16 protein-coding genes are annotated in these 19815 nt (G+C 65.6%); 6 read left to right on the top strand and 10 right to left on the bottom strand.

Annotation, left to right across the window (positions count from 1 at the left end):
* The first annotated feature begins 121 nt into the window (after window positions 1-121).
* The 6 genes from ACVWZ4_RS34985 to ACVWZ4_RS35010 all read left to right on the top strand — a co-directional run bounded on the left by ACVWZ4_RS34985 (window position 122) and on the right by ACVWZ4_RS35010 (window position 6457).
* On the top strand, window positions 122-610 hold the full coding sequence (locus tag ACVWZ4_RS34985) for a formate dehydrogenase subunit gamma (protein WP_456742159.1): 489 nt from the start codon (window positions 122-124) through the stop codon (window positions 608-610).
* Window positions 607-2163, top strand: coding sequence for a formate dehydrogenase beta subunit (locus tag ACVWZ4_RS34990; RefSeq protein ID WP_456742160.1), 1557 nt, complete (start codon window positions 607-609; stop codon window positions 2161-2163). Before ACVWZ4_RS34985 ends, ACVWZ4_RS34990 begins: the two co-directional genes overlap by 4 nt.
* A gap of 10 nt (window positions 2164-2173) precedes the next feature.
* On the top strand, window positions 2174-5047 hold the full coding sequence (gene fdhF, locus ACVWZ4_RS34995; RefSeq protein WP_456742161.1) for a formate dehydrogenase subunit alpha: 2874 nt from the start codon (window positions 2174-2176) through the stop codon (window positions 5045-5047).
* Window positions 5048-5051: 4 nt separating this feature from the next.
* Window positions 5052-5885 carry a formate dehydrogenase accessory sulfurtransferase FdhD gene (gene fdhD / locus ACVWZ4_RS35000; RefSeq protein ID WP_456742162.1) on the top strand — a complete coding sequence of 278 codons (834 nt, stop codon included), beginning with the start codon at window positions 5052-5054 and terminating at the stop codon, window positions 5883-5885.
* Entirely contained in the window at window positions 5869-6108 is a 240-nt protein-coding gene (locus tag ACVWZ4_RS35005) for a formate dehydrogenase subunit delta (protein WP_456742163.1), read from the top strand. Before fdhD ends, ACVWZ4_RS35005 begins: the two co-directional genes overlap by 17 nt.
* A gap of 193 nt (window positions 6109-6301) precedes the next feature.
* Complete coding sequence (locus ACVWZ4_RS35010) at window positions 6302-6457, top strand: glycoside hydrolase family 3 C-terminal domain-containing protein (RefSeq protein WP_456742164.1); 156 nt, start codon at window positions 6302-6304, stop codon at window positions 6455-6457.
* Here the strand turns inward: ACVWZ4_RS35010 and ACVWZ4_RS35015 are convergent.
* From ACVWZ4_RS35015 to ACVWZ4_RS35060, 10 genes are all read right to left on the bottom strand, one after another.
* Entirely contained in the window at window positions 6452-9427 is a 2976-nt protein-coding gene (locus tag ACVWZ4_RS35015; protein WP_456742165.1) for a bifunctional [glutamine synthetase] adenylyltransferase/[glutamine synthetase]-adenylyl-L-tyrosine phosphorylase, read from the bottom strand. The genes ACVWZ4_RS35010 and ACVWZ4_RS35015 overlap by 6 nt on opposite strands.
* Complete coding sequence (locus ACVWZ4_RS35020) at window positions 9424-10884, bottom strand: ATP-binding protein (RefSeq protein ID WP_456702654.1); 1461 nt, start codon at window positions 10882-10884, stop codon at window positions 9424-9426. The genes ACVWZ4_RS35015 and ACVWZ4_RS35020 overlap by 4 nt, the downstream gene beginning before the upstream one ends.
* The gene (locus ACVWZ4_RS35025; protein WP_092226828.1) at window positions 10868-11548 is read right to left on the bottom strand and encodes a response regulator transcription factor; all 681 of its coding nucleotides are present in this window, start codon (window positions 11546-11548) and stop codon (window positions 10868-10870) included. The genes ACVWZ4_RS35020 and ACVWZ4_RS35025 overlap by 17 nt, the downstream gene beginning before the upstream one ends.
* Before the next feature lie 276 nt (window positions 11549-11824).
* Window positions 11825-13402 (bottom strand): Do family serine endopeptidase, encoded by a 1578-nt coding sequence (locus ACVWZ4_RS35030; RefSeq protein ID WP_456742166.1) that lies wholly within the window; start codon window positions 13400-13402, stop codon window positions 11825-11827.
* A gap of 248 nt (window positions 13403-13650) precedes the next feature.
* Window positions 13651-14133: a cytochrome c-type biogenesis protein gene (locus ACVWZ4_RS35035; RefSeq protein WP_456702651.1), complete on the bottom strand. Its 483-nt coding sequence runs from the start codon at window positions 14131-14133 to the stop codon at window positions 13651-13653.
* Window positions 14134-14137: 4 nt separating this feature from the next.
* Window positions 14138-16120 (bottom strand): heme lyase CcmF/NrfE family subunit, encoded by a 1983-nt coding sequence (locus ACVWZ4_RS35040; protein WP_456702650.1) that lies wholly within the window; start codon window positions 16118-16120, stop codon window positions 14138-14140.
* Window positions 16117-16626, bottom strand: a complete 510-nt coding sequence (gene ccmE / locus ACVWZ4_RS35045; RefSeq protein ID WP_456702649.1) for a cytochrome c maturation protein CcmE — start codon at window positions 16624-16626, stop codon at window positions 16117-16119. The genes ACVWZ4_RS35040 and ccmE overlap by 4 nt, the downstream gene beginning before the upstream one ends.
* Window positions 16627-16663: 37 nt before the next feature.
* Window positions 16664-17779, bottom strand: a complete 1116-nt coding sequence (gene ccmI, locus ACVWZ4_RS35050; protein ID WP_456702648.1) for a c-type cytochrome biogenesis protein CcmI — start codon at window positions 17777-17779, stop codon at window positions 16664-16666.
* Between the two features lie 131 nt (window positions 17780-17910).
* Window positions 17911-18213, bottom strand: a complete 303-nt coding sequence (locus ACVWZ4_RS35055) for a hypothetical protein (protein WP_456702647.1) — start codon at window positions 18211-18213, stop codon at window positions 17911-17913.
* 66 nt (window positions 18214-18279) lie between these two features.
* Window positions 18280-19683 carry a hypothetical protein gene (locus ACVWZ4_RS35060; protein WP_456742168.1) on the bottom strand — a complete coding sequence of 468 codons (1404 nt, stop codon included), beginning with the start codon at window positions 19681-19683 and terminating at the stop codon, window positions 18280-18282.
* Window positions 19684-19815 lie beyond the last annotated feature (132 nt).

Genomic DNA, 19815 nt, shown 5'->3' on the forward strand with positions numbered 1-19815 from the left:
ATCGATCGATTGCGCTTTCCAATCGATCTGAATTCGCAATCGCAGCATGAGACAGCTTTATTGATCTTCGAACGATTCCAAATAGTTTGCGCGGAACGGGCGCTCAATTTGAGAACGAAGAATGACAGCGGTTTACGAGCCTTGTTACGACTCTTGGGAAGAGACGCGCGGCGCGGAGATCATCGCCGAACATGCCGGTCAGGAAGGCGCGACCCTGGTGATTCTGCACGCGCTTCAGGAGGCATTCGGCTACGTGCCGGAGGCCGCGATTCCCATGGTGGCGCAGGCGCTGAACCTGTCGCGCGCCGAGGTCCACGGCGTCTTCACCTTCTACCATGACTTCCGCCACAAGCCGGCCGGCCGCCATGTGCTGAAGCTGTGCCGCGCGGAGGCCTGCCAGGCCGCCGGCGGCGATGCGCTGGCAGCGCGCGCCGAGGCGAAGCTTGGGGTCTCGCTCGGCAACACCACGGCGGATGATCGCGTCACGCTGGAACCGATCTACTGCCTCGGGCTGTGCGCGACCGCGCCGTCCGCGATGCTCGATGGCCGCCTCGTTGGCCGGCTCGACGAGAAGCGCATCGACGCGCTGGTCGCGGAGGCGCAGCGATGAACATGAAGATCTTCATTCCTCGCGATGCCGCAGCCATTGCCGTCGGCGCCGATGAGATTGCCGTCGCGTTCGGGCAGGTCGCGGCCAGCAGCGGCCTGCCGGTCGAGATCATCAGGACCGGATCACGCGGGCTCTGCTGGCTGGAGCCGATGGTCGAGGTGGCAACGCTGAAGGGTCGCATCGCCTACGGCCCGGTCAGCGCAGAAGACGTCGCCTCCGTATTCGAGTCCATGGCGAGCGATGGACCGCACGCGCTGCGGCTCGGCGTTGCGGACGAAATTCCCTGGCTGAAGCGCCAGACCCGCCTCACCTTCGCCCGCTGCGGTGTGATCGATCCGCGTTCGCTCGAGGATTACCGTGCCCACGGCGGCTACAAGGGTCTCGAGCGCGCGCTGTCGCTGGTCCCGGACGCGATCCTCAACGAAGTAACGGCGTCAGGCCTGCGCGGACGCGGCGGCGCCGGCTTCCCGACCGGCATCAAGTGGAAGACGGTCGCGCAAGCCAAGGCCGATCGCAAATTCATCGTCTGCAATGCCGACGAAGGCGACAGCGGCACCTTCGCCGACCGCATGATCATGGAAGGCGATCCCTTCCTCGTCATCGAGGGCATGACGACATCAGGCATCACGGTCGGCGCCACCAGGGGCTACATCTACATCCGCAGCGAATATCCGCACGCGGTCGAAGCGATGAAGGCCGCGATATCAGCGGCAAGGCGGGGCGGCTATCTCGGCGACAAGATCGGCGGCTCGACGTGCAGCTTCGATATCGAAGTGCGCGTCGGCGCCGGCGCTTACGTTTGCGGCGAAGAGACCTCGCTGCTGGAAAGCCTCGAAGGCCGTCGCGGCCTGGTGCGTGCCAAGCCGCCGCTGCCGGCGCATCACGGCCTGTTCGGCAAGCCGACGGTCATCAACAACGTGCTGTCGTTCGCCGCCATCCCCTTCATCCTTGCCGAAGGCGCCAAGGCCTATGCCGATTTCGGCATGGGGCGCTCGCGCGGCACCATGCCGATTCAGCTCGCCGGCAACATCCGCCACGGTGGGTTGTTCGAGACCGCGTTCGGCGTGACACTCGGCGAACTCGTCGACGACATCGGCGGCGGCACCTTCACAGGCCGACCGGTTCGCGCCGTGCAGGTCGGCGGCCCGCTCGGCGCCTACTTTCCGCGCGCGCTGTTCGACACCCCGTTCGACTATGAGGCCTTCGCCGCGCGCGACGGCCTGATCGGCCATGGCGGCATCGTCGTCTTCGACGACGGCGTCGACATGCGCAAGCAGGCGCGCTTCGCCATGGAGTTCTGCACCGTCGAGTCCTGCGGCAAGTGCACGCCCTGCCGCGTCGGCTCGACCCGCGGCGTCGAGACCATCGACAAGATCATCCGCGGCGAGCGGGTCACCGAAAACCTGGCGCTCGTCGAAGACCTCTGCAACACCATGAAGTTCGGCTCGCTCTGCGCACTCGGCGGCTTCACGCCCTACCCCGTGCTCAGCGCATTGAGGCATTTCCGGGAGGATTTTGTCCCGGCCCCGACCACGCTTCAGGCCGCGGAATAGGAGAACGACCATGTCCCTGATCGAAGAAATCGACTTCGGCACGCCGCGCTCCAAGTCGGAAACGATGGTGACGCTGACCATCGACGGCAATGAGGTCACGGTGCCCGAGGGTACCTCGATCATGCGCGCCGCGATGGATGCCGGCCACCAGATTCCAAAGCTCTGCGCGACCGATATGGTCGATGCGTTCGGCTCCTGCCGGCTCTGCGTCGTCGAGATCGAGGGCCGCGCCGGCACCCCGGCCTCCTGCACCACGCCTGTGATGAACGGCCTCGTCGTCCACACCCAGAGTGAGCGGTTGAAGCAGCTGCGCAAGGGCGTGATGGAGCTCTACATCTCCGACCATCCGCTCGACTGCCTCACCTGCGGCGCCAATGGCGACTGCGAATTGCAGGACATGGCGGGCGCCGTGGGCTTGCGCGAGGTGCGCTACGGCTATGAGGGCGAGAACCACGTCTTCGCCAAGTCCGACGGCGAGATAAATGCCGCCTGGATGCCGAAGGACGAGTCCAATCCCTACTTCACCTATGATCCGTCCAAATGCATCGTCTGCTCCCGCTGCGTCCGCGCCTGCGAGGAAGTGCAAGGCACTTTCGCGCTGACCATCTCCGGCCGTGGCTTCGACAGCCGCGTCTCCCCCGGAATGAACGAGAGCTTCCTTGGCTCGGAATGCGTCTCCTGCGGCGCTTGTGTGCAGGCCTGCCCGACTGCGACGCTGACGGAGAAGTCCGTCATCGAGATCGGCCAGCCCGAGCATTCGGTGGTCACCACCTGCGCCTATTGCGGCGTCGGCTGCGCGTTCAAGGCCGAGATGCGCGGTGAGGAAGTGGTGCGCATGGTGCCGTACAAGGACGGCAAGGCCAATCGAGGCCACTCCTGCGTCAAAGGACGCTTTGCCTGGGGCTACACCAACCACGGGGAACGCATTCTCAAGCCGATGATCCGCGAGCGGATCGAAGATCCCTGGAAGGAAGTGTCCTGGGACGAAGCGTTCTCGTTTGCCGCGGCCAAGATGCGCGGCATCCAGAAGAAGTACGGGCGCGATGCCATCGGCGGCATCACCTCGTCCCGCTGCACCAATGAAGAAACCTATCTGGTGCAGAAGCTGATCCGAGCCGGCTTCGGCAACAACAATGTCGACACCTGCGCGCGCGTCTGCCACTCGCCGACCGGCTACGGGCTTTCGGTCACCTTCGGCACGTCAGCCGGTACGCAGGATTTCGACTCGGTGGAGGACACCGATGTCGCCGTCATCATCGGCGCCAATCCGGCCTCGGCTCACCCTGTCTTCGCCTCCCGCCTGAAGAAGCGGCTGCGTCAGGGCGCCAAGCTGATCGTGATCGATCCGCGACGCACTGAAATGGTGGAATCGCCGCACGTGAAGGCGCTGCATCTGCCCTTGATGCCCGGCACCAACGTCGCGGTCGTCACCGCGCTGGCGCATGTCATCGTCACAGAAGGCCTCGTCAACGAAGCCTTCGTGCGCGAGCGCTGCGACTGGAGCGAGTTCGAGGAATGGGCCGCCTTCGTCGCGCAAGCGAAGCACAGCCCGGAAGCCACCGCCATCCTCACCGGCGTCGATCCGAAAACGTTGCGCGAAGCGGCTCGCGTCTACGCCACCGGCGGCAACGGTGCGATCTATTATGGCCTCGGCGTCACCGAACACAGCCAGGGCTCGACCACCGTCATCGCGATCGCCAACCTTGCGATGGCGACCGGTAACATCGGCCGACCCGGCGTCGGCGTGAATCCGCTGCGCGGCCAGAACAACGTGCAGGGCTCCTGCGACATGGGTTCGTTCCCCCACGAGCTACCCGGCTATCGCCACATCGCGGGCGATGCCGTGCGCGAGCAGTTCGAGGCGATGTGGGACGTCAAGCTCAACCCCGAGCCGGGCCTGCGCATCCCCAACATGTTCGATGCCGCGATCGAAGGCACGTTCATGGGCCTCTACGTGCAAGGCGAGGACATTCTCCAGTCCGACCCCAACACCAAGCACGTGGTGGCGGCGCTGTCGACGATGGAATGCGTCATCGTCCACGACCTCTTCCTCAACGAGACCGCGAACTACGCTCACGTGTTCCTGCCCGGCTCGAGCTTCCTCGAGAAGGACGGCACCTTCACCAATGCCGAGCGCCGTATCCAGCGCGTCCGCAAGGTGATGTCGCCGAAGAACGGCATGGCCGACTGGGAGGTCACCATCGGCCTTGCCAAGGCGATGGGCTTCGAGATGAACTACAGCCATCCCTCCGAGATCATGGACGAGATCGCGGCCCTGACGCCGACCTTCACCGGCGTCTCCTACGCCAAGCTCGACGAGCTCGGCTCGGTGCAGTGGCCTTGCAACGAGACGGCGCCGGAGGGCACGCCGGTGATGCATATCGACGGTTTCGTCCGGGGCAAGGGCAAGTTCATCATCACCGAATATGTCGCGACCGACGAGCGCACCGGCCCCCGCTTCCCGCTGCTGCTCACCACAGGCCGCATCCTCAGCCAGTACAATGTCGGCGCGCAGACAAGGCGCACCGAGAACGTGGTCTGGCACGCCGAGGATCGGCTGGAGATCCATCCGCACGATGCCGAGTTGCGCGGCGTGCGCGACGGCGACTGGGTTCGGCTGGCGAGCCGCGCCGGCGAGACCACGCTGCGCGCGGAGATCACCGACCGCGTATCGCCTGGTGTCGTCTACACCACCTTCCATCATCCGGACACGCAGGCCAACGTGATCACGACCGACTATTCGGACTGGGCGACCAACTGTCCCGAATACAAGGTGACGGCGGTGCAGATCTCGCCTTCGAACGGCCCGTCCGACTGGCAGAAGAGCTACGACGAGCAGGCCCGGCAGTCCCGCCGCATCGCGCCCGCCGAGGCCGCGGAGTAGCCGCATGCACGTGCCGGTCCAGGCCCTCGACCGCGAGATCTGGCGCGACGGTGTCACGTCCGAAGGCACGCGGCTGATCCCTGAGGAAACGCCGCTGGCGCTGACCTACAATGGCGGCACCTACGCCGTCATGATGGGGACGCCGCAGAACCTGGAAGATTTCGCCGTCGGCTTCAGCCTGGACGAGGGCATCATCGGATCGGTTGACGACATCAAGTCCCTCGATGTCGTTCGCCTCGATGACGGCATCGAGCTGCGCATGTGGCTCGGGCAGGACAACGCCGCACGCGTCAGCGAACGCCGCCGCCACATCGCCGGTCCCACCGGTTGCGGCATCTGCGGCGTCGAGTCGATCGCCGAGGCCGTGCGGCCCGCCGCTGTCGTGCCGCAGGGGCAGACCTTCGCGCCACAACAGATCATGACGGCGATGCAGGCGATCGCGCCCCTGCAATCGATCAACATGCAGACCCGCGCGGTGCATGCAGCCGCCTTCTGGTCGGCCTCGAACGGCATCGTGGCGCTGCGCGAAGATGTCGGCCGTCACAACGCGCTCGACAAGCTCGCCGGCGCGCTGGCGCGCAGCCGGACGGACGCAAGCACCGGGGTCGTGCTGCTGACGAGCCGCGTCTCGGTCGAGATGGTGCAGAAAACGGCCGCCATCGGTGCGCCCGTCATGGTCGCGGTCTCCGCCCCTACCGCGCTTGCCGTGCGCACCGCGGCTGCGGCCGGCATCACGCTGATTGCAATTGCCCGCAGCGACGGGTTTGAAGTGTTCACGCACCAGGGCCGCATCACGGCTCATCGTGCTCCGGAGATCATTGATGTCGTCGCCTGCTGACCGCCTCATCTACATGGCCAACCAGATCGGTACGTTTTTTCGCAGCCAGGGCCACGACAAGGCCGTGCCTGGGATCGCCGACCACATCAGGAAGTTCTGGGATCCCCGCATGAAGCGCGCGATCTTCGCACATCTCGATGCCGGCGGCGCGGGCCTCGAGCCGAACGTGCTCGAAGCCCTGACCTCGCTCAAGCAGACGACGTCCCTTCCGGAAGCGCACTGAACACGCGCCGCAGCTCGCGCTGCGCTTCCTTTTCTCGGCTGAATGCCCCATCCTTTTGGGACGCGCCACGAGGATGGATTTTCATGACGCGGAACATCCGGCTTCGCCCCATCGCGATGCGCCTGACGGCTGCGACCTGGCTTGCACTTGGACTCAGCTGGACCGCCGGCAAAGCTCTCGCCGACGACCGGCCATGGCTCGATCGCACGGCGCTGCGGCCTTGGCCGCGGTCCTGTTCGGCGACGTCAATCCGAGCGGCCGGCTGCCAGTCACCTGTCCAGCCAAAGACGAGAACTTGGACGCGTGGATGGATCGCTGCAGCTCGGCGATGCAATGCCTCGGCCTATGAAGCGCCACCTTCGACGATCTCCCGGAATACCCTTCTCACCTCGGCCTGCGTTTCCCGCACCCGCGCCTCCAGCGAGGAGAAATCCGGCGCGTCGCCGGCGCGTGCCATCACGCGCTGAAGGTCGGTGCCCGCCGTCTCCGGCTTGAAGCGGTCGCTGACGCAGAGCCGCAGGATCTGCGTCAGATCGTGATAGAGCCGCGCCGCCGCGCGCAGGATTTCCGCTTCCGAGTGCGACAGCACGCCGAGCCTTGCGGCATTTTCCAGCACCTGCACCGTTCCGACGTCGAGAATGTCAGGCTTGTGATGGGCGTGCACGAGCTGGAGATATTGCGCAATGAAGTCGATATCGACCATGCCGCCGGAGGCGTATTTCAGGTCCCAATGGTCGGTCTCGCCCTTCTCCTGTGCGATGGCACGACGCATGTCGGCGACGTCGTTGGCGGTGATCACGGGGTCGCGGCGGCGGGTCAGGACCTCTCGGATGATGCGCTCGATCCGCGCAGCAAATTCGGGCGACGCCGAGACCACGCGCGCGCGCGTCAATGCCATGTGCTCCCAGGTCCAGGCCTCATTGGCCTGGTAGTCCGCGAAGGAGACGAGGCTCGATGCCACCGGACCTGCGCGCCCCGAGGGCCGCAGCCGCATGTCGATCTCATAGAGCACGCCGTAATTGGTGCGGGTGGTGAAGGCGCTGATCAGACGCTGGGTGAAACGCGCGAAATAATGCGCGCCCTGGAGCGACTTCTCGCCGTCGGAGTCCGGATTGTCGCTGTCGAAATCGTAAAGCAGGATCAAATCGAGATCCGAGGACGCCGTCATCTCGCGGCTGCCGAGCCGGCCCATCGCGATGATGGCGGTCTGCTGGCCCTTGATCCGCCCGTGCTGGTCGGCGAAACGCTCGGCGACGAGGCCGTGCACGGTGTCGACGATGCCTTCCGCGACATCCGCAAAGGCCGTGCTCGCCTGCTGCGCCGACACGGTGCCCGAGAGAATGCGCGTGCCGATCAGGAACAGGCTCTCCTGTCCGAACAGACGCAGGCGGTCCAGAAATTCCTCGTAGGAGCTCGCGTCCTGCACCGTGGTCGCCAACCGCGCCGACAATTCCTGCTTGTTCGGCATCGCGCCGAAGAAGCGCGGATCGATCAGGCCATCCATCAGCTGCGGCTGCCGCGCCAGCATCTCGCCCAAGCGGGGCGCCGCGCCAAGCACGAGAGCCACGAGCGCGACGAGGTCGCGGTTCTGGCCGAGCAGCGTGATCAGCCGGCCGCCGCGCTGGAGCGCCCGGAGGAAATGGTCGAACGCCACGACGGCGCGGTCCGGCTCCTCGGCATGCGCGAGACCGTCAATCAGCGCCGGCACGAACTCGACAAAGGCGTTCCGCGTCTGCTCGTTGCGGAACACGCGATAGTCGCCCATGAGCCAGTCGCAGATGGTCTGCGCCACGGCGGCGGGCTTCTTGAAGCCGAGCGTTGCCAAATGCTGAAGCAGGCGCGGATCGTCCGGGCCAGCCCGATAGTCGATCGGGGGCAGGCTCGCTGAGCCGGCCGGATCGTCGCCTTCGAACAGTTTTTCGTAATGGCCCTGGACGATCTCGAGCTGGCGCAGCAGATCGCGCGCGAACGTCTCGCGGCTCTCATACCCGAAGAACCAGGCGAAACGTTCGACCGCCTCCTTGTCCTCAGGCAGCGCATGGGTTTGCTCGTCCGCGATCATCTGGAGGCGATGCTCGACCCGGCGCAGGAATTCGTAGGCGATGGTCAACTCGTCACGTGCGGAATCCGTGATCCAGTTGCTGGACGCGAGAATGTCGAGCGCGGCGAGCGTCGGCCGCACCCGCAGCTCCGGATTACGGCCACCGGCGATGAGTTGCTGGGTCTGGGCGAAGAACTCGATCTCGCGGATACCGCCGCGGCCGACCTTGACGTTGTGGCCCTCGACGGCGATCTCGCTCTGGCCGCGGTAGGTTTGCATCTGCCGCTTCATATCGTGCACATCGGCAAGCGCGGCGAAATCGAGATGCTTGCGCCAGACAAAGGGCGCGATTTCGGCCAGCAGCGCCTCGCCTGCCTTGGGATCGCCGGCGCAGGCCCGCGCCTTGATCATCGCGGCGCGTTCCCAGGTGCGCCCTTCCCGCTCGTAATAGTTCAAGGCCGCGTCGCGGGAGATCGCCACCTGGGTCGAGGAGGGATCGGGCCGCAGCCGCAGGTCCACCCGGAACACATAACCGTCATAGGTGCGCTGCTGGAGGATGCGCGCCATGCCTTGTGTCACCCGGACGAAGAACGGTTGCGGCTCGATGTCTGGCGCGAGCGTCGTGGCATCGGGGTCGAAGAACACGATCAGATCGACGTCGCTGGAATAGTTCAGCTCGCCCGCACCCATCTTGCCCATGGCAAGCACGATCAGGCCGCAGCCCTCTTCCGGCGCCTCCGGATCCGGCGGCTGGATTTTTCCACGTGCGGCTTCCTGTCGCAGCAAATATTGGAGCGCAGCCTGCACCGCGGAGACAGCGAGGTCGGTCAGCGCGGCCGTCACCCGCATCACCGGCCAGACCCCGCCGATGTCGCACAGCGCGATCAGGAGCGCCGCCTCCGCCTTCATGCGACGGAGCAGACGCATCACCTCGGCTTCGTCAGGTGCGGCCAGCACAGCGGCCCTCGCTTCCGCGATCAACGTAGCGAGATGCGTATCCGGTTCGCATTCGAGCAGCCGGACCAGGCGCGATGGATCAGCGCGCATCAGATCAAACAAATAAGGCGAGAATTCCGCGATTCCGCAGAGAACAGGCCGGGCAAAGCGATGGACCAGCAGCGCTTCAACACGGGCCCGTTGTGCGGGCTCGAGTTCGGTCAGCCAACTTTCAAAACGTCGTTCGTCTGATGCGGAAGCGGCAATATGGGGAGCCTCCGCGAAGCGGGCGGCGAGGCTCTCACCATGCTTGTCCGCGTTTCCCGGCGCGGAGTGGTTCATGCCACCTTCTGTGGCACATCCGCTACTGGAGGAGCAACCCTGTCGCCCGCACCGGCGCGCGCCGGCAGCAGCAGCGTGGCGACGAGACCGGGCTGCGCGTCGCTCAGCCGCAATTCGCCCCCATGCAAGGTGGCGACGGCGGACGCGAGACTGAGGCCGAGGCCCGAGCCCGGCATGGTGCGGCTCGCCTCCAGCCGCACGAACCGCTCGACGACGTGCTTGCGGTCGGCTTCGGGGATGCCGGGGCCGTGGTCGGTGACACTCAGCAGCACCTGATCGCCTTCGCGCCTGGCCTCGATCGTGATCTGACGTGCGTCCATGCTGATCACTGACCCCGCCGACTGGGTGGCGGGCTTGCCGTACTTGATCGCGTTCTCGACGAGGTTGGCGAGCGCCTGGCTGATCAATTCGCGGTTGCCGTGAATGGGTGCAGCCTGGGTCTTGACCTTCAAGGTCATGCCGTCGTCTTCGGCGAGCGGCTCGTAAAGCTCGTGGATTCCGCCGGCGACATCGGCCGCATCGAAATCATCCATGTTGCCGCGCGCCTGGCCGGACTCCGCGCGCGCGATCATCAGCAGCGCGTTGAAGGTACGGATCAGCCCGTCGGATTCCTCGATGGTGCGTTCCAGCGCCGCGCGATAATCGGTCTCGCAACCCGATTTCGCCAGCGCCTCCTCGGCGCGGTTGCGCAGGCGCGTCAGCGGCGTCTTGAGGTCGTGGGCGATGTTGTCCGAGACCTCTTTCAACCCCGCCATCAGCGCCTCGATCCGCTCCAGCATGGCGTTGAGGTTCTCGGCGAGGCGGTCGAGCTCGTCGCCGCTGCGCCCGACCGGCAAGCGCTCGCTGAGATCTCCGGTCATGATGCGATGCGCCGTACCTGACATCGCGTCGATGCGCGTCAGCACCCGGCGCGCGACGAAGACGCCGCCGCCGAGACCAAGCACGACGACGATCAGGATCGACCATTGCGCCGCCTTGGCGACGATGCTGAACAAGCGTCGCCGCTCGGCGAGGTCGCGGCCGATCAGGAGACGGAAACCGTTTTCCAATTCGGTGACGCGCACCAGCGCGCGATGGTCGCGGTCATCCGCATCCTCGAGGCGCCGGTAGGCGGTCTCCGACCAGCCGCGCGTCGCCATCACGCCAGGGGCCAGCGAGCCGACATTGCCGGCGACCGCCTGTCCGGTCGGCGTGGTGACGAGGTAGAGATTGGCGCCCGGTCGCAGCGCCCGATATTCGATCGTGCGCACGAGGCCGAACAGGCCGCGGCGTCCGTAGATCTCGTTGATCTCCGCGGTCTCGGAATTGACCGTCTGGGTGATCTCCTCGGTGATCAGCCGCCGCGTGTTCCAGGCGAAATAGCCGAGCAGCGAGGCGGCGAACATCGCGAACAGCAGCAGATAGACCAGCGTCAGCCGGAATGCCGTGGTGCGGACGAGTTTACCGAATGCCGTCACGGATCATGTACCCGGCGCCGCGGATCGTGTGCAGCAGCGGCCGCTCGAATCCCTTGTCGATCTTGGAGCGCAGCCGCGAAATGTGCACGTCGATCACGTTGGTCTGCGGATCGAAATGATAGTCCCAGACGTTCTCCAGCAACATGGTGCGCGTGACAACCTGTCCGGCATGCTTCATCAGATATTCGAGCAAGCGGAATTCCCGCGGCTGCAGCGTCAGCTCGTCCTTGCCGCGGGCGACGCGGTGGGAGAGCCGGTCGAGCTCGAGGTCGCCGACACGGTAGAGCGTGTCTTCCGCCGGGCCGCCGCGGCGGCGCGACAGCACTTCGACGCGGGCGAGCAACTCGGCGAACGAATACGGTTTCGGCAAATAGTCGTCGCCGCCGGCGCGCAGTCCCTTGATGCGATCGTCCACCTGGCCCAGCGCGGAGAGAATCAGCACTGGCGTCGGGTCGTCCTTGTCGCGCAGCGCACCGATCAGAGACAGCCCGTCGCGCTTGGGCAGCATGCGGTCGACCACCAGCACGTCGTAATCGCCGTTCTCGGCCATGGCGAGGCCCTCCTCGCCGTCGCCGGCGTGGTCGGCAATGTGCCCGACCTCGCGAAACGCCTTCACGAGATAGTCGGCGGACTCGCGGTCGTCTTCAATGATGAGGAGGCGCATCGTGCGTTCGGCGGCGGTCAAGGAGGTCAACCTTCTCTAAACATGGCGCGAGCGGCAATCGCATGCAAGCCAGGCGAACCAGACCTGGCCAGGCAAAAAGGGCGGGCGGTGAAGCTGGGGGGACCTCACCGCCCTAGGCCTTCCGACGGAGGGGGGCGTAATTCCACCGGAAGGTAGGCGCGGGGAGCAAGCGTTGCGCTGCTCCCCGGAAGAGTGCCGACGGCGGGGGCGACTGATGCCGGCGACACCTTCATTTCGTAAGCCTCCTGAGGCGCCTTAGCCCTTGGCGATGGGCACCGCGACGAAGCGCGACTGGCCGCCGCTCTTCACGCGCATCAGGACGCTGTTCTTGTTGTCGGAGCGGGCCGTATTGATGGCCTCGCGGACGTCGCCGGCAGTGCTCACGCTCTTGCCGCCGACTTCGAGAATCACGTCACCCTCCTTGAAGCCGCGCTCGGCCGCGGCGCTCTTCGGATCGACTTCGGTGACCACAACGCCGTCCTTGCCGGCGCCGGCGACGGAGTTGGCGGGCGCAACCGTCATGCCGAGCTTCGGCACATCGGTGCCCTTGCTCGCGCCCCTGCCGCTGTCGTTATCGGTGTCGGCCTTGGCCTCGACCGTGTTCGGCAGCTGGCCGAGGGTGAGGTTCACGACCTTGTCCTGCCCCTTGTGCAGAACGTTGAGCTTCACGGACGCGCCGGGCGCCATGCCGCCGATAGTGCGGGCGAGCTCGCGGGCATCCTTGACGGATTCGCCGTTGACCGACGTGATCACGTCACCGGATTCGATGCCAGCTTTTGCAGCCGGGCCATCCTTCTGCGGCTCGGCCACCAGCGCACCTTCGGCCTTTTTCATGCCGAGGCTGTCGGCGATGTCGGATGTCACGGGCTGGATCTGCACACCGATCCAGCCACGGCTGACCGAGCCCTTGTCCTTGAGCTGGGCGACCACGCTTTTCACCGTGTTGGCGGGAATCGAGAACGCAATGCCGACGCTGCCGCCGGAAGGCGAGTAGATCGCCGTGTTGACGCCCATCACCTCGCCGTCGGTGTTGAAGGCCGGACCGCCGGAATTGCCCTTGTTCACGGGGGCGTCGATCTGGATGAAATCGTCATACGGGCCGTTGCCGATGTCGCGGCCGCTGGCCGAGACGATACCGGCGGTCACGGTGCCACCGAGGCCGAAGGGATTGCCGACCGCGAGCACCCAATCACCGATCCGCGGCTTGCCGTCGGCAAGTTTCGCGAATGGGAAGTTGGAGCCGCCCTCGACCTTGATCAGGGCAAGGTCGGTGCGCTGGTCGGTGCCGATCACTTTGGCACTGTAGGTCTTGCCGTCGTCTGTGGTGACCTCAACCTTGTCGGCGCCGTCGACGACGTGGTTGTTCGTCACGGCAAATCCGTCCGCCGAGATGAAGAAGCCGGAGCCCTGGCCCTGCACGACGCGGCCACGGCCGCCCTTCAGACCGGGGATGCCATCAGGACCGCCGAAGCGACGGAAGAAGCGCTCCATCGGCGAGCCTGGCTGGAACGGCGAGGCGGAATCATCGCCGTCATCATTGCTCGCGGTCTTCTCCTTGATGTTGACCTTCACCGAGATCACCGAGGGCTTCACCCGCTCGACGATGTCGGCAAAGCCGATCGGACGCTCGATCTTCTTGACCTCGTTGTTGACCTGCGCATGCGCCGGGCTGGAGAACAAATCGGCGGGCGACGTCGACGGGCTGAAGCCATGAACGGCGACGCCGAGACCGGCGACGACCGAGGCCATCAGCGCAATTCTGCGCGCGGAAAACACCGAACGGCGGGGCTGCCGGTAGGACGGAAGGTTCGTGAGGTCGGGACGGTCGGTCATACGGAGGTCTCCAGGGCCTTGAAATTCATGCGATGCCTGACAGCGGCACCTTACGGACCTGAACATGGGGATCTCCGCCTTACCGTGGGCTGGCTGCGAGGTTAAACTTTTGTAATGAAGGCCGCCAGCGCTGCGGCAGTTTGGCGCAGGTTAAAAAAGCGCAGATTTTCAGGAACTTATGAGGGTTCCGGCAACCGCCGCCGAAGCGCTCTTGTCGCCGGTTCGCTGACGCCAACGAGCCGAGGCCGTTACCGCGATGTGGCGTCGTCGGACGTCAGGGCGGCGAGCCGCGCCTCTTCGTCGGGCGTGAGCGGCAATGCTGCACCATCAGCGCCACTTCGCGCGCGGCGCCGGTTTTGCCACCACAGCGCAAGCCCGCCGGCAGCCAGCAGCACAGGCGCGAGCAACCACAGCAGCATGGTCTGCCGCTCGAAGCGCGGCTTCAGCAGCACAAACTCGCCGTAGCGCGCGACCAGGAAGTCCAGCACCTGGGAATTGCTGTCGCCCGCTGCGATGCGCTCGCGCACCAGCAGCCGCAGATCGCGCGCCAGCGGCGCATCGGAATCGTCGATCGACTGGTTCTGGCAGACCATGCAGCGCAGCTCGCGCGACAATTCGCGCGCGCGCGCCTCCTTCACGGGATCCGACATGATCTCGTCGGGCTGCACGGCATGCACCGCAGGCGCAGCCAGCAGCACAAGCGCAACGATCGCAGCCATCATCCGGCGCATCGGCTCACTCCGCCGGTTGCAGGCGTTGCCTGGCCCGCGCCGGTTTCGGCGCGCCGACGCGCAAGCGCCGGTCGGACAGCGACAGCATGCCGCCGAATGCCATCAGCACAGGCCCCCACCAGATCAGCAGCACCATCGGCTTGTGATAGATGCGCACGGCGATCGCGCCATCAGCGGTGACGTCACCGAGCGAGATATAGAGCTGGCTCGCACCGCGGGTCAGCAGCGCAGCCTCGGTGGTCGAGGAGCCGCGCGTGGTAAAACTGCGCTTTGACGGCGTCATGACGCTGAGCGCATCGCGACCCCGGCTGACGTTGAACTTGGCGACCATCTCGCGGTAGTTCGGCCCCTGCCGCTCGAGCAGCCCGTCGAGCTTCAGATCATAGCCAGCCACCTGCGCGACGTCGTTCGGCTTCATGGTCGCGATATATTCGCTGTTCCACGTGGTCTCGCAGACGATCCCGATCAATGCGATGCCCAGACCGGCATGCGCAAGGGCGCCTCCCCAGGTCGAACGCGGCAGGCCGCGGGCGCGGTGCAGCGCCGTGACAAACGGCAGGCGAAACAGGCCGGTTCGCTCGGTCAGGTCGGTTGCGGCGCCAGCGACGACGAAGACACCAAGCCCGATGGCCAACGGCGCGAGCGCACTGCCGCCACGGGTCCAGGCCCAGACAATGGCAACCACGATGAGGCCAGCGACGCCCGCCGCGAGCAGGCGCTGGGTGACCCCGAGCAAATCGCCGCGCTTCCACGCCAGCATCGGCCCGAACGGGACGGCGATCAGCAGCAGAGCGAACAACGGCACGAAGGAGAGATTGTAGAACGGTGCGCCCACCGACATCTTGAAATCGGCGAGCACTTCCATCGCCAGCGGATACAGCGTGCCGAACAGCACGACTGCGCAGGCGACGGTGAGCAGAAGATTGTTCAGCACCAGCGCGCCCTCGCGCGAGATCGGCGCGAACAGGCCGCCCTGCTTCAACGACGTCGCGCGAGCCGCGAACAGCGACAGGCTGCCGCCAATGAAGAGGCAGAGGATCAGCAGGATGAAGACGCCGCGGGTCGGATCGTTGGCGAAGGCGTGCACGGAGGTGATGACACCCGAGCGCACGAGGAAAGTGCCGAGCAGCGACAGCGAGAAGGTCAGGATGGAAAGAAGGATGGTCCAGACCTTCAGCGCGTCGCGCTTCTCCATCACCAGCGCCGAATGCAGCAGCGCAGTGCCGGCGAGCCACGGCATCAGCGAGGCGTTCTCGACCGGATCCCAGAACCACCAGCCGCCCCAGCCGAGCTCGTAATAGGCCCAGTAGGATCCCATCGCGATGCCGAGCGTCAGGAAAATCCAGGCGACCAGCGTCCACGGCCGCACCCAGCGCGCCCAGGCCGCATCGATCCGCCCCTCGATCAGCGCCGCGATCGCAAAGGAAAACGAGATCGAGAAGCCGACATAGCCGAGATAGAGCATCGGCGGATGCACGGCCAGACCAATGTCCTGAAGCACCGGATTGAGGTCGCGCCCCTCGATCGGCGGATTGACGATGCGCAGGAACGGATTGGAGGTGATCAGGATGAACAGATAGAAGGCGCTCGCAATCCAGGCCTGGACGGCCAGCACGTGCGCGCGCAGCGACAGCGGCAGATTGTTGCCGAAAGCCGCAACGAGCCCGCCGAACAGGGCCAGGATCGACACCCACAGCAGCATCGAGCCTTCGTGGTTTCCCCACACGCCGGTGATCTTGTAGATCAACGGCTTCATGGAGTGGGAGTTCTCGTAGACGTTGGCGACGGAGAAATCCGAGATCACGTGCAGCGTCACCAGCGCGACGAACGAGGCACCGACGAACAGCAATTGTGCGAGCGCCGTGGAGCGCGCCACGTTCATCAGCGCGGGATCGCGCAAACGCGCCCCGATGACAGGCACGATGGACTGGATCAATGCCAGCGCGAGAGCCAGCACCAGGGCGTAATGTCCGGCTTCCGCGATCACCGCACGGCTCCCTGCGAATTGCCCTGCGCGGTCGTCGCCGCAGGCGTGATGCCGTTGGAAGCTTTGGCGCCGTAATCGTCCTTCCAGTGCCCCTGCTTCTTCAGGGCGTCTGCGACGTCCTTGGGCATGTAAGTCTCATCGTGCTTGGCGAGCACGGTGTCGGCCTTGAATACGCCATTGGCGTCGAGCGCGCCCTCGGCGACCACGCCCTGCCCTTCACGAAACAGATCGGGCAAGATGCCCTTGTAGGCGACGGGCAGCTTGGCACCGCCATCGGCAACTTCAAACGTCACCGCGAGATCGTCGCCGCGCTGGAGCGAACCCGGCTGCACCAATCCGCCGAGGCGAAAACGCTTGCCGGGCTGAACGTGCTTCTCGGCCACCATGGTCGGGGTCGAGAAGAACACGATGGAGTCGCGCAACGCGTTGAGCACCAGCGCCGCCGCGAGCGCGAGCACGGCAAGCGAACCGCCGATGATGATCATACGTCGCTGCTTGCGCGTCATGGCGTATCGGTTCTCCGCTCGTCTCGTGCTGCAACCGTCATCCGTCGAGCCCGAGAGTCTTGAGGCCTTCGTTGAGCTGGCGCAGCCGCTCGGAATCCTTCGCGACCGCCTGGCGCGCATCGGCCGAGGCGCCCATGGCCTTGTCGCGATCGCCCATCACCAGATAGGCGCGTACCAGACGCAGCCAGCCCTCGACGTCGTCGCCGTTCTGCTTGAGGCGCGTGGCGAGGCGTTCGACCATGCCGCGGATCATCGCGTTGCGATCACCGTCGTTCATGTCCCTGGAAGCCGCGATGGTCTCGTCGGACAGTGCCGGCATCGTCACGCCGCCACCCCCGACCCGCGCGAGCGAGGTCTGTACCAGGGGGCGCCACGGCGCATTCGCCGGTGCTTTCGCCAGCAGCGCGCGCCAGATATCGGCCGCGTCATCCCTGCGCCCGTCCTGCTCGGCAGCAAGGCCCAGGAAGTAGTTCGCCTTGGGGTCGTCGGCATTGAGCGCATGCGCGCGCTCGAACTCGGTCTTGGCTTCTGCCGTCACCACGCCGCTGGCTGCGGCTGCAATCGCCTCGCCCAGGTCGGAACGGCGCTCCGCACTCTCGCCGTTATAGGTGATCGAATTGCGATAGGCGCGCACGGCCTCGTCGAAGCGGCCGAGCCGCTCCAGCACCGGCGCAAGCACGTTCCAGCCGCGGCCATCGGTTGGATTCTTCTCCAGGTGTTGCTGGACCTGTTCGACGAGGTTCTCGAGCGACTGCGCCATGTTGGAGCCGGCCCCGCGCTCGCGCTGCGCCAGCGGGAAGTCGCCAAGCGCGGGCGAGCCGAGCGGAACGTAGATCCCCACCGCCGCCAAAGGCAGACCGATCAGCGCCAGCACGGCAGCCGCGCGGCGCCATTTCAGACTGGAGGTCGACACCAGCTCCGCCTCGCTGCCCGCGGCGGCGAGCAGCCTGCGGCTGATCTCGACGCGCGCGGCCTCGGCTTCGGGTCGCGCGATCAGTCCCGCGGCGAGATCACGCTCGATCTCGGCCAGCTGGTCCTTGTAGACCGTGACCTCGCTGCCTTGAGTGTCAGGACGTCCGCCACGGCCGAGCGGCCAGAGCACGGCGAATATCGCCGCGACCGTCATCAGCGCGAACACGAACCATAGCGTCATCTGGCAAGCTTCCGGGGGCGCGCGATCCGCGCCTACAGGTGGCTTTACACCACGGCCGGACAATGCGGCAATTGACAATTGTCAATTTGGCGCGAGCGCACACAGTCCCGAAATGGTGACAATCCAACGGCTTAGATGATCTCGAAGTCGGCGCTTCGAGCGGCGTCCTCGCCGTGCCCGTTGATGGCCTTCAGGAAGTATGTTCCGGGCGCGATTGCGTCGGGCAGGCGAATGCGCAGCGCGCCAAGCGGAACCTGGGATGTGATCCGTGTGGCGGTCTCGGGCAGCCGCCGACCGCTTGCCTTCTCGACCAGCACCAGCTTCGCGCCGACCATCAGACGCTGATATTTGGCAACAATGATACGGTTTTCGATTTCGATGGAGCTGATAATGGGTTTCATGCGCCCGCAGATAGCAATTCCAAAAACTTGCACGGGACCGTAGGGCCCTCACCTGGCATCGTCAATTAGAAATTGTGATTTCAATAAAATGCACCTGGATCAGCTTGCGCGCGTCGATTTTCGCTCGCCCGTGGCCGCGTTCTCCGCGGCACGGCTCATCAGCGAGGCGTAATCGTCGCCGAACAGCACCTGGCAGAAGCGGATCGCGGCCTGCACCTGCTGCTGACGGTAGGTGCGAACCTTGTGATCGGCGCCGCGCAGCGACTGCACCGCCTGCTCGGTCGACCGCTCCACATATTGCTGCAGGTCGGAATAGGTACGCAGCGTCACCTCGTTGATCGCAAGCTCGCTGGCATAGTTGCGACAGGTGGCGACGAAGTCGATCAGCGCGACGGTTTCCTCGACTTCTGTGGTATCGACCCGGGCGCCCGGCGGAATGTCCTTCTCCGGACGTTGGCGCAGGATGCGGCGAACGCGGCCGGGAACACTGTCGATCTCCGATTGCAGGGCATTGGAGATGTCGGCGCGGATCGAGGTCAGCTGCTTGCCCCAGGGGGAATCGTTGCGCAGGTCGAGCTCCGTGCGCAGGCCGCGGACGCCGTCGTGCAGCGCTTTGAGATTGTCGGCGACCGTCTCGAAATGGCCGCGCTTGATGTCCATGCGCAGATTGGCGGCCACGCGGGCCAGATCGTGCAGGGCCATCGTGACGGCGACGCCATAGGGCGTGGCCGCGACGCGGATCTCGTCATCGGAGGCGGCGATCTTGATGGCAAGACGAATGATCTGCCACGGCGCGGTCATGCGCTGGACGACGAGCGATAGCGCAAAGGGCAGCATCTGCGGGGTCTGAAGCACGGGAATATTCAGCGCAGACGTCACGGAGGCGATCTGGGGATCGCCGAACGTACGCAGGAAGCGCGGCAGTTTTTCGTTCAGCGTGGCCATGGCCTCGCGAACGGCGAGCACCGCGCCGATCGAATAGAGATCCTCGATCACGTTGGGCGGACCGACGCGGGCGAGCGCGCGCGACTTGTCGCCGCCGCCCGGTCCCGTCAGCTGGAAGATGGCGTCCGCAGCCACGGCCTGGAGCTTGAGCGTCAGTGCCTCGACCTGGCCCGAACTGTCAGTTGCCGGCATGCGCGCCAGGACTGCTTCGAACTCGTTGATCTTGTCCGGGGCACCGTCGCGGCCAAGCCATTGCCAGATCGGATTCAACGAGGACCGCCGGATCTGGCCGACACGGATCGGAGCGCCGGCCTCGACCAGGAACGGTTCCACAATCCGGAACAGCAGCCGTGACAGGTCGTCGGTACGCGGCGGCGCTGCTTCGTCGGCCTCCGTCTTGCGCACGATCTTGCGAAGTTGCTCGAGCACCAAGGTCGCCACAGCCGTGTCCTGGCCGCGCTCGAGCGCGCGTTCGAACTCCCGCATCAGCAGCGCCTGCGCCTGCGGCGGGAGCTGCGCGAGATAGTCCCTCAGCCGCTCGATCGATGTCTGGCTCATGCGCCCGGGTAATGCACGGTAAACTGGCGACGTAGGATGCGTCCCGCCCCGATCATAGGCGGGCGCGCCTTAAGAAGCCGTTGAGGAAGTCGCTCCGAAACCCCTCCGGTTTCGCCCGACAGCCCAAATAGC

This window comes from Bradyrhizobium sp. USDA 4472, assembly GCF_054058595.1.

What these genes read in the sequence shown, in the direction of transcription:
- ACVWZ4_RS34985 (WP_456742159.1), top strand. Translation starts at nt 122, where the DNA reads ATGACAGCGGTTTACGAGCCTTGTTACGACTCTTGGGAAGAGACGCGC.
- ACVWZ4_RS34990 (WP_456742160.1), top strand. Translation starts at nt 607, where the DNA reads ATGAACATGAAGATCTTCATTCCTCGCGATGCCGCAGCCATTGCCGTC.
- fdhF (WP_456742161.1), top strand. Translation starts at nt 2,174, where the DNA reads ATGTCCCTGATCGAAGAAATCGACTTCGGCACGCCGCGCTCCAAGTCG.
- fdhD (WP_456742162.1), top strand. Translation starts at nt 5,052, where the DNA reads ATGCACGTGCCGGTCCAGGCCCTCGACCGCGAGATCTGGCGCGACGGT.
- ACVWZ4_RS35005 (WP_456742163.1), top strand. Translation starts at nt 5,869, where the DNA reads ATGTCGTCGCCTGCTGACCGCCTCATCTACATGGCCAACCAGATCGGT.
- ACVWZ4_RS35010 (WP_456742164.1), top strand. Translation starts at nt 6,302, where the DNA reads ATGGCTCGATCGCACGGCGCTGCGGCCTTGGCCGCGGTCCTGTTCGGC.
- ACVWZ4_RS35015 (WP_456742165.1), bottom strand. Translation starts at nt 9,427, where the DNA reads ATGAACCACTCCGCGCCGGGAAACGCGGACAAGCATGGTGAGAGCCTC.
- ACVWZ4_RS35025 (WP_092226828.1), bottom strand. Translation starts at nt 11,548, where the DNA reads ATGCGCCTCCTCATCATTGAAGACGACCGCGAGTCCGCCGACTATCTC.
- ACVWZ4_RS35030 (WP_456742166.1), bottom strand. Translation starts at nt 13,402, where the DNA reads ATGACCGACCGTCCCGACCTCACGAACCTTCCGTCCTACCGGCAGCCC.
- ACVWZ4_RS35035 (WP_456702651.1), bottom strand. Translation starts at nt 14,133, where the DNA reads ATGCGCCGGATGATGGCTGCGATCGTTGCGCTTGTGCTGCTGGCTGCG.
- ccmE (WP_456702649.1), bottom strand. Translation starts at nt 16,626, where the DNA reads ATGACGCGCAAGCAGCGACGTATGATCATCATCGGCGGTTCGCTTGCC.
- ccmI (WP_456702648.1), bottom strand. Translation starts at nt 17,779, where the DNA reads ATGACGCTATGGTTCGTGTTCGCGCTGATGACGGTCGCGGCGATATTC.
- ACVWZ4_RS35060 (WP_456742168.1), bottom strand. Translation starts at nt 19,683, where the DNA reads ATGAGCCAGACATCGATCGAGCGGCTGAGGGACTATCTCGCGCAGCTC.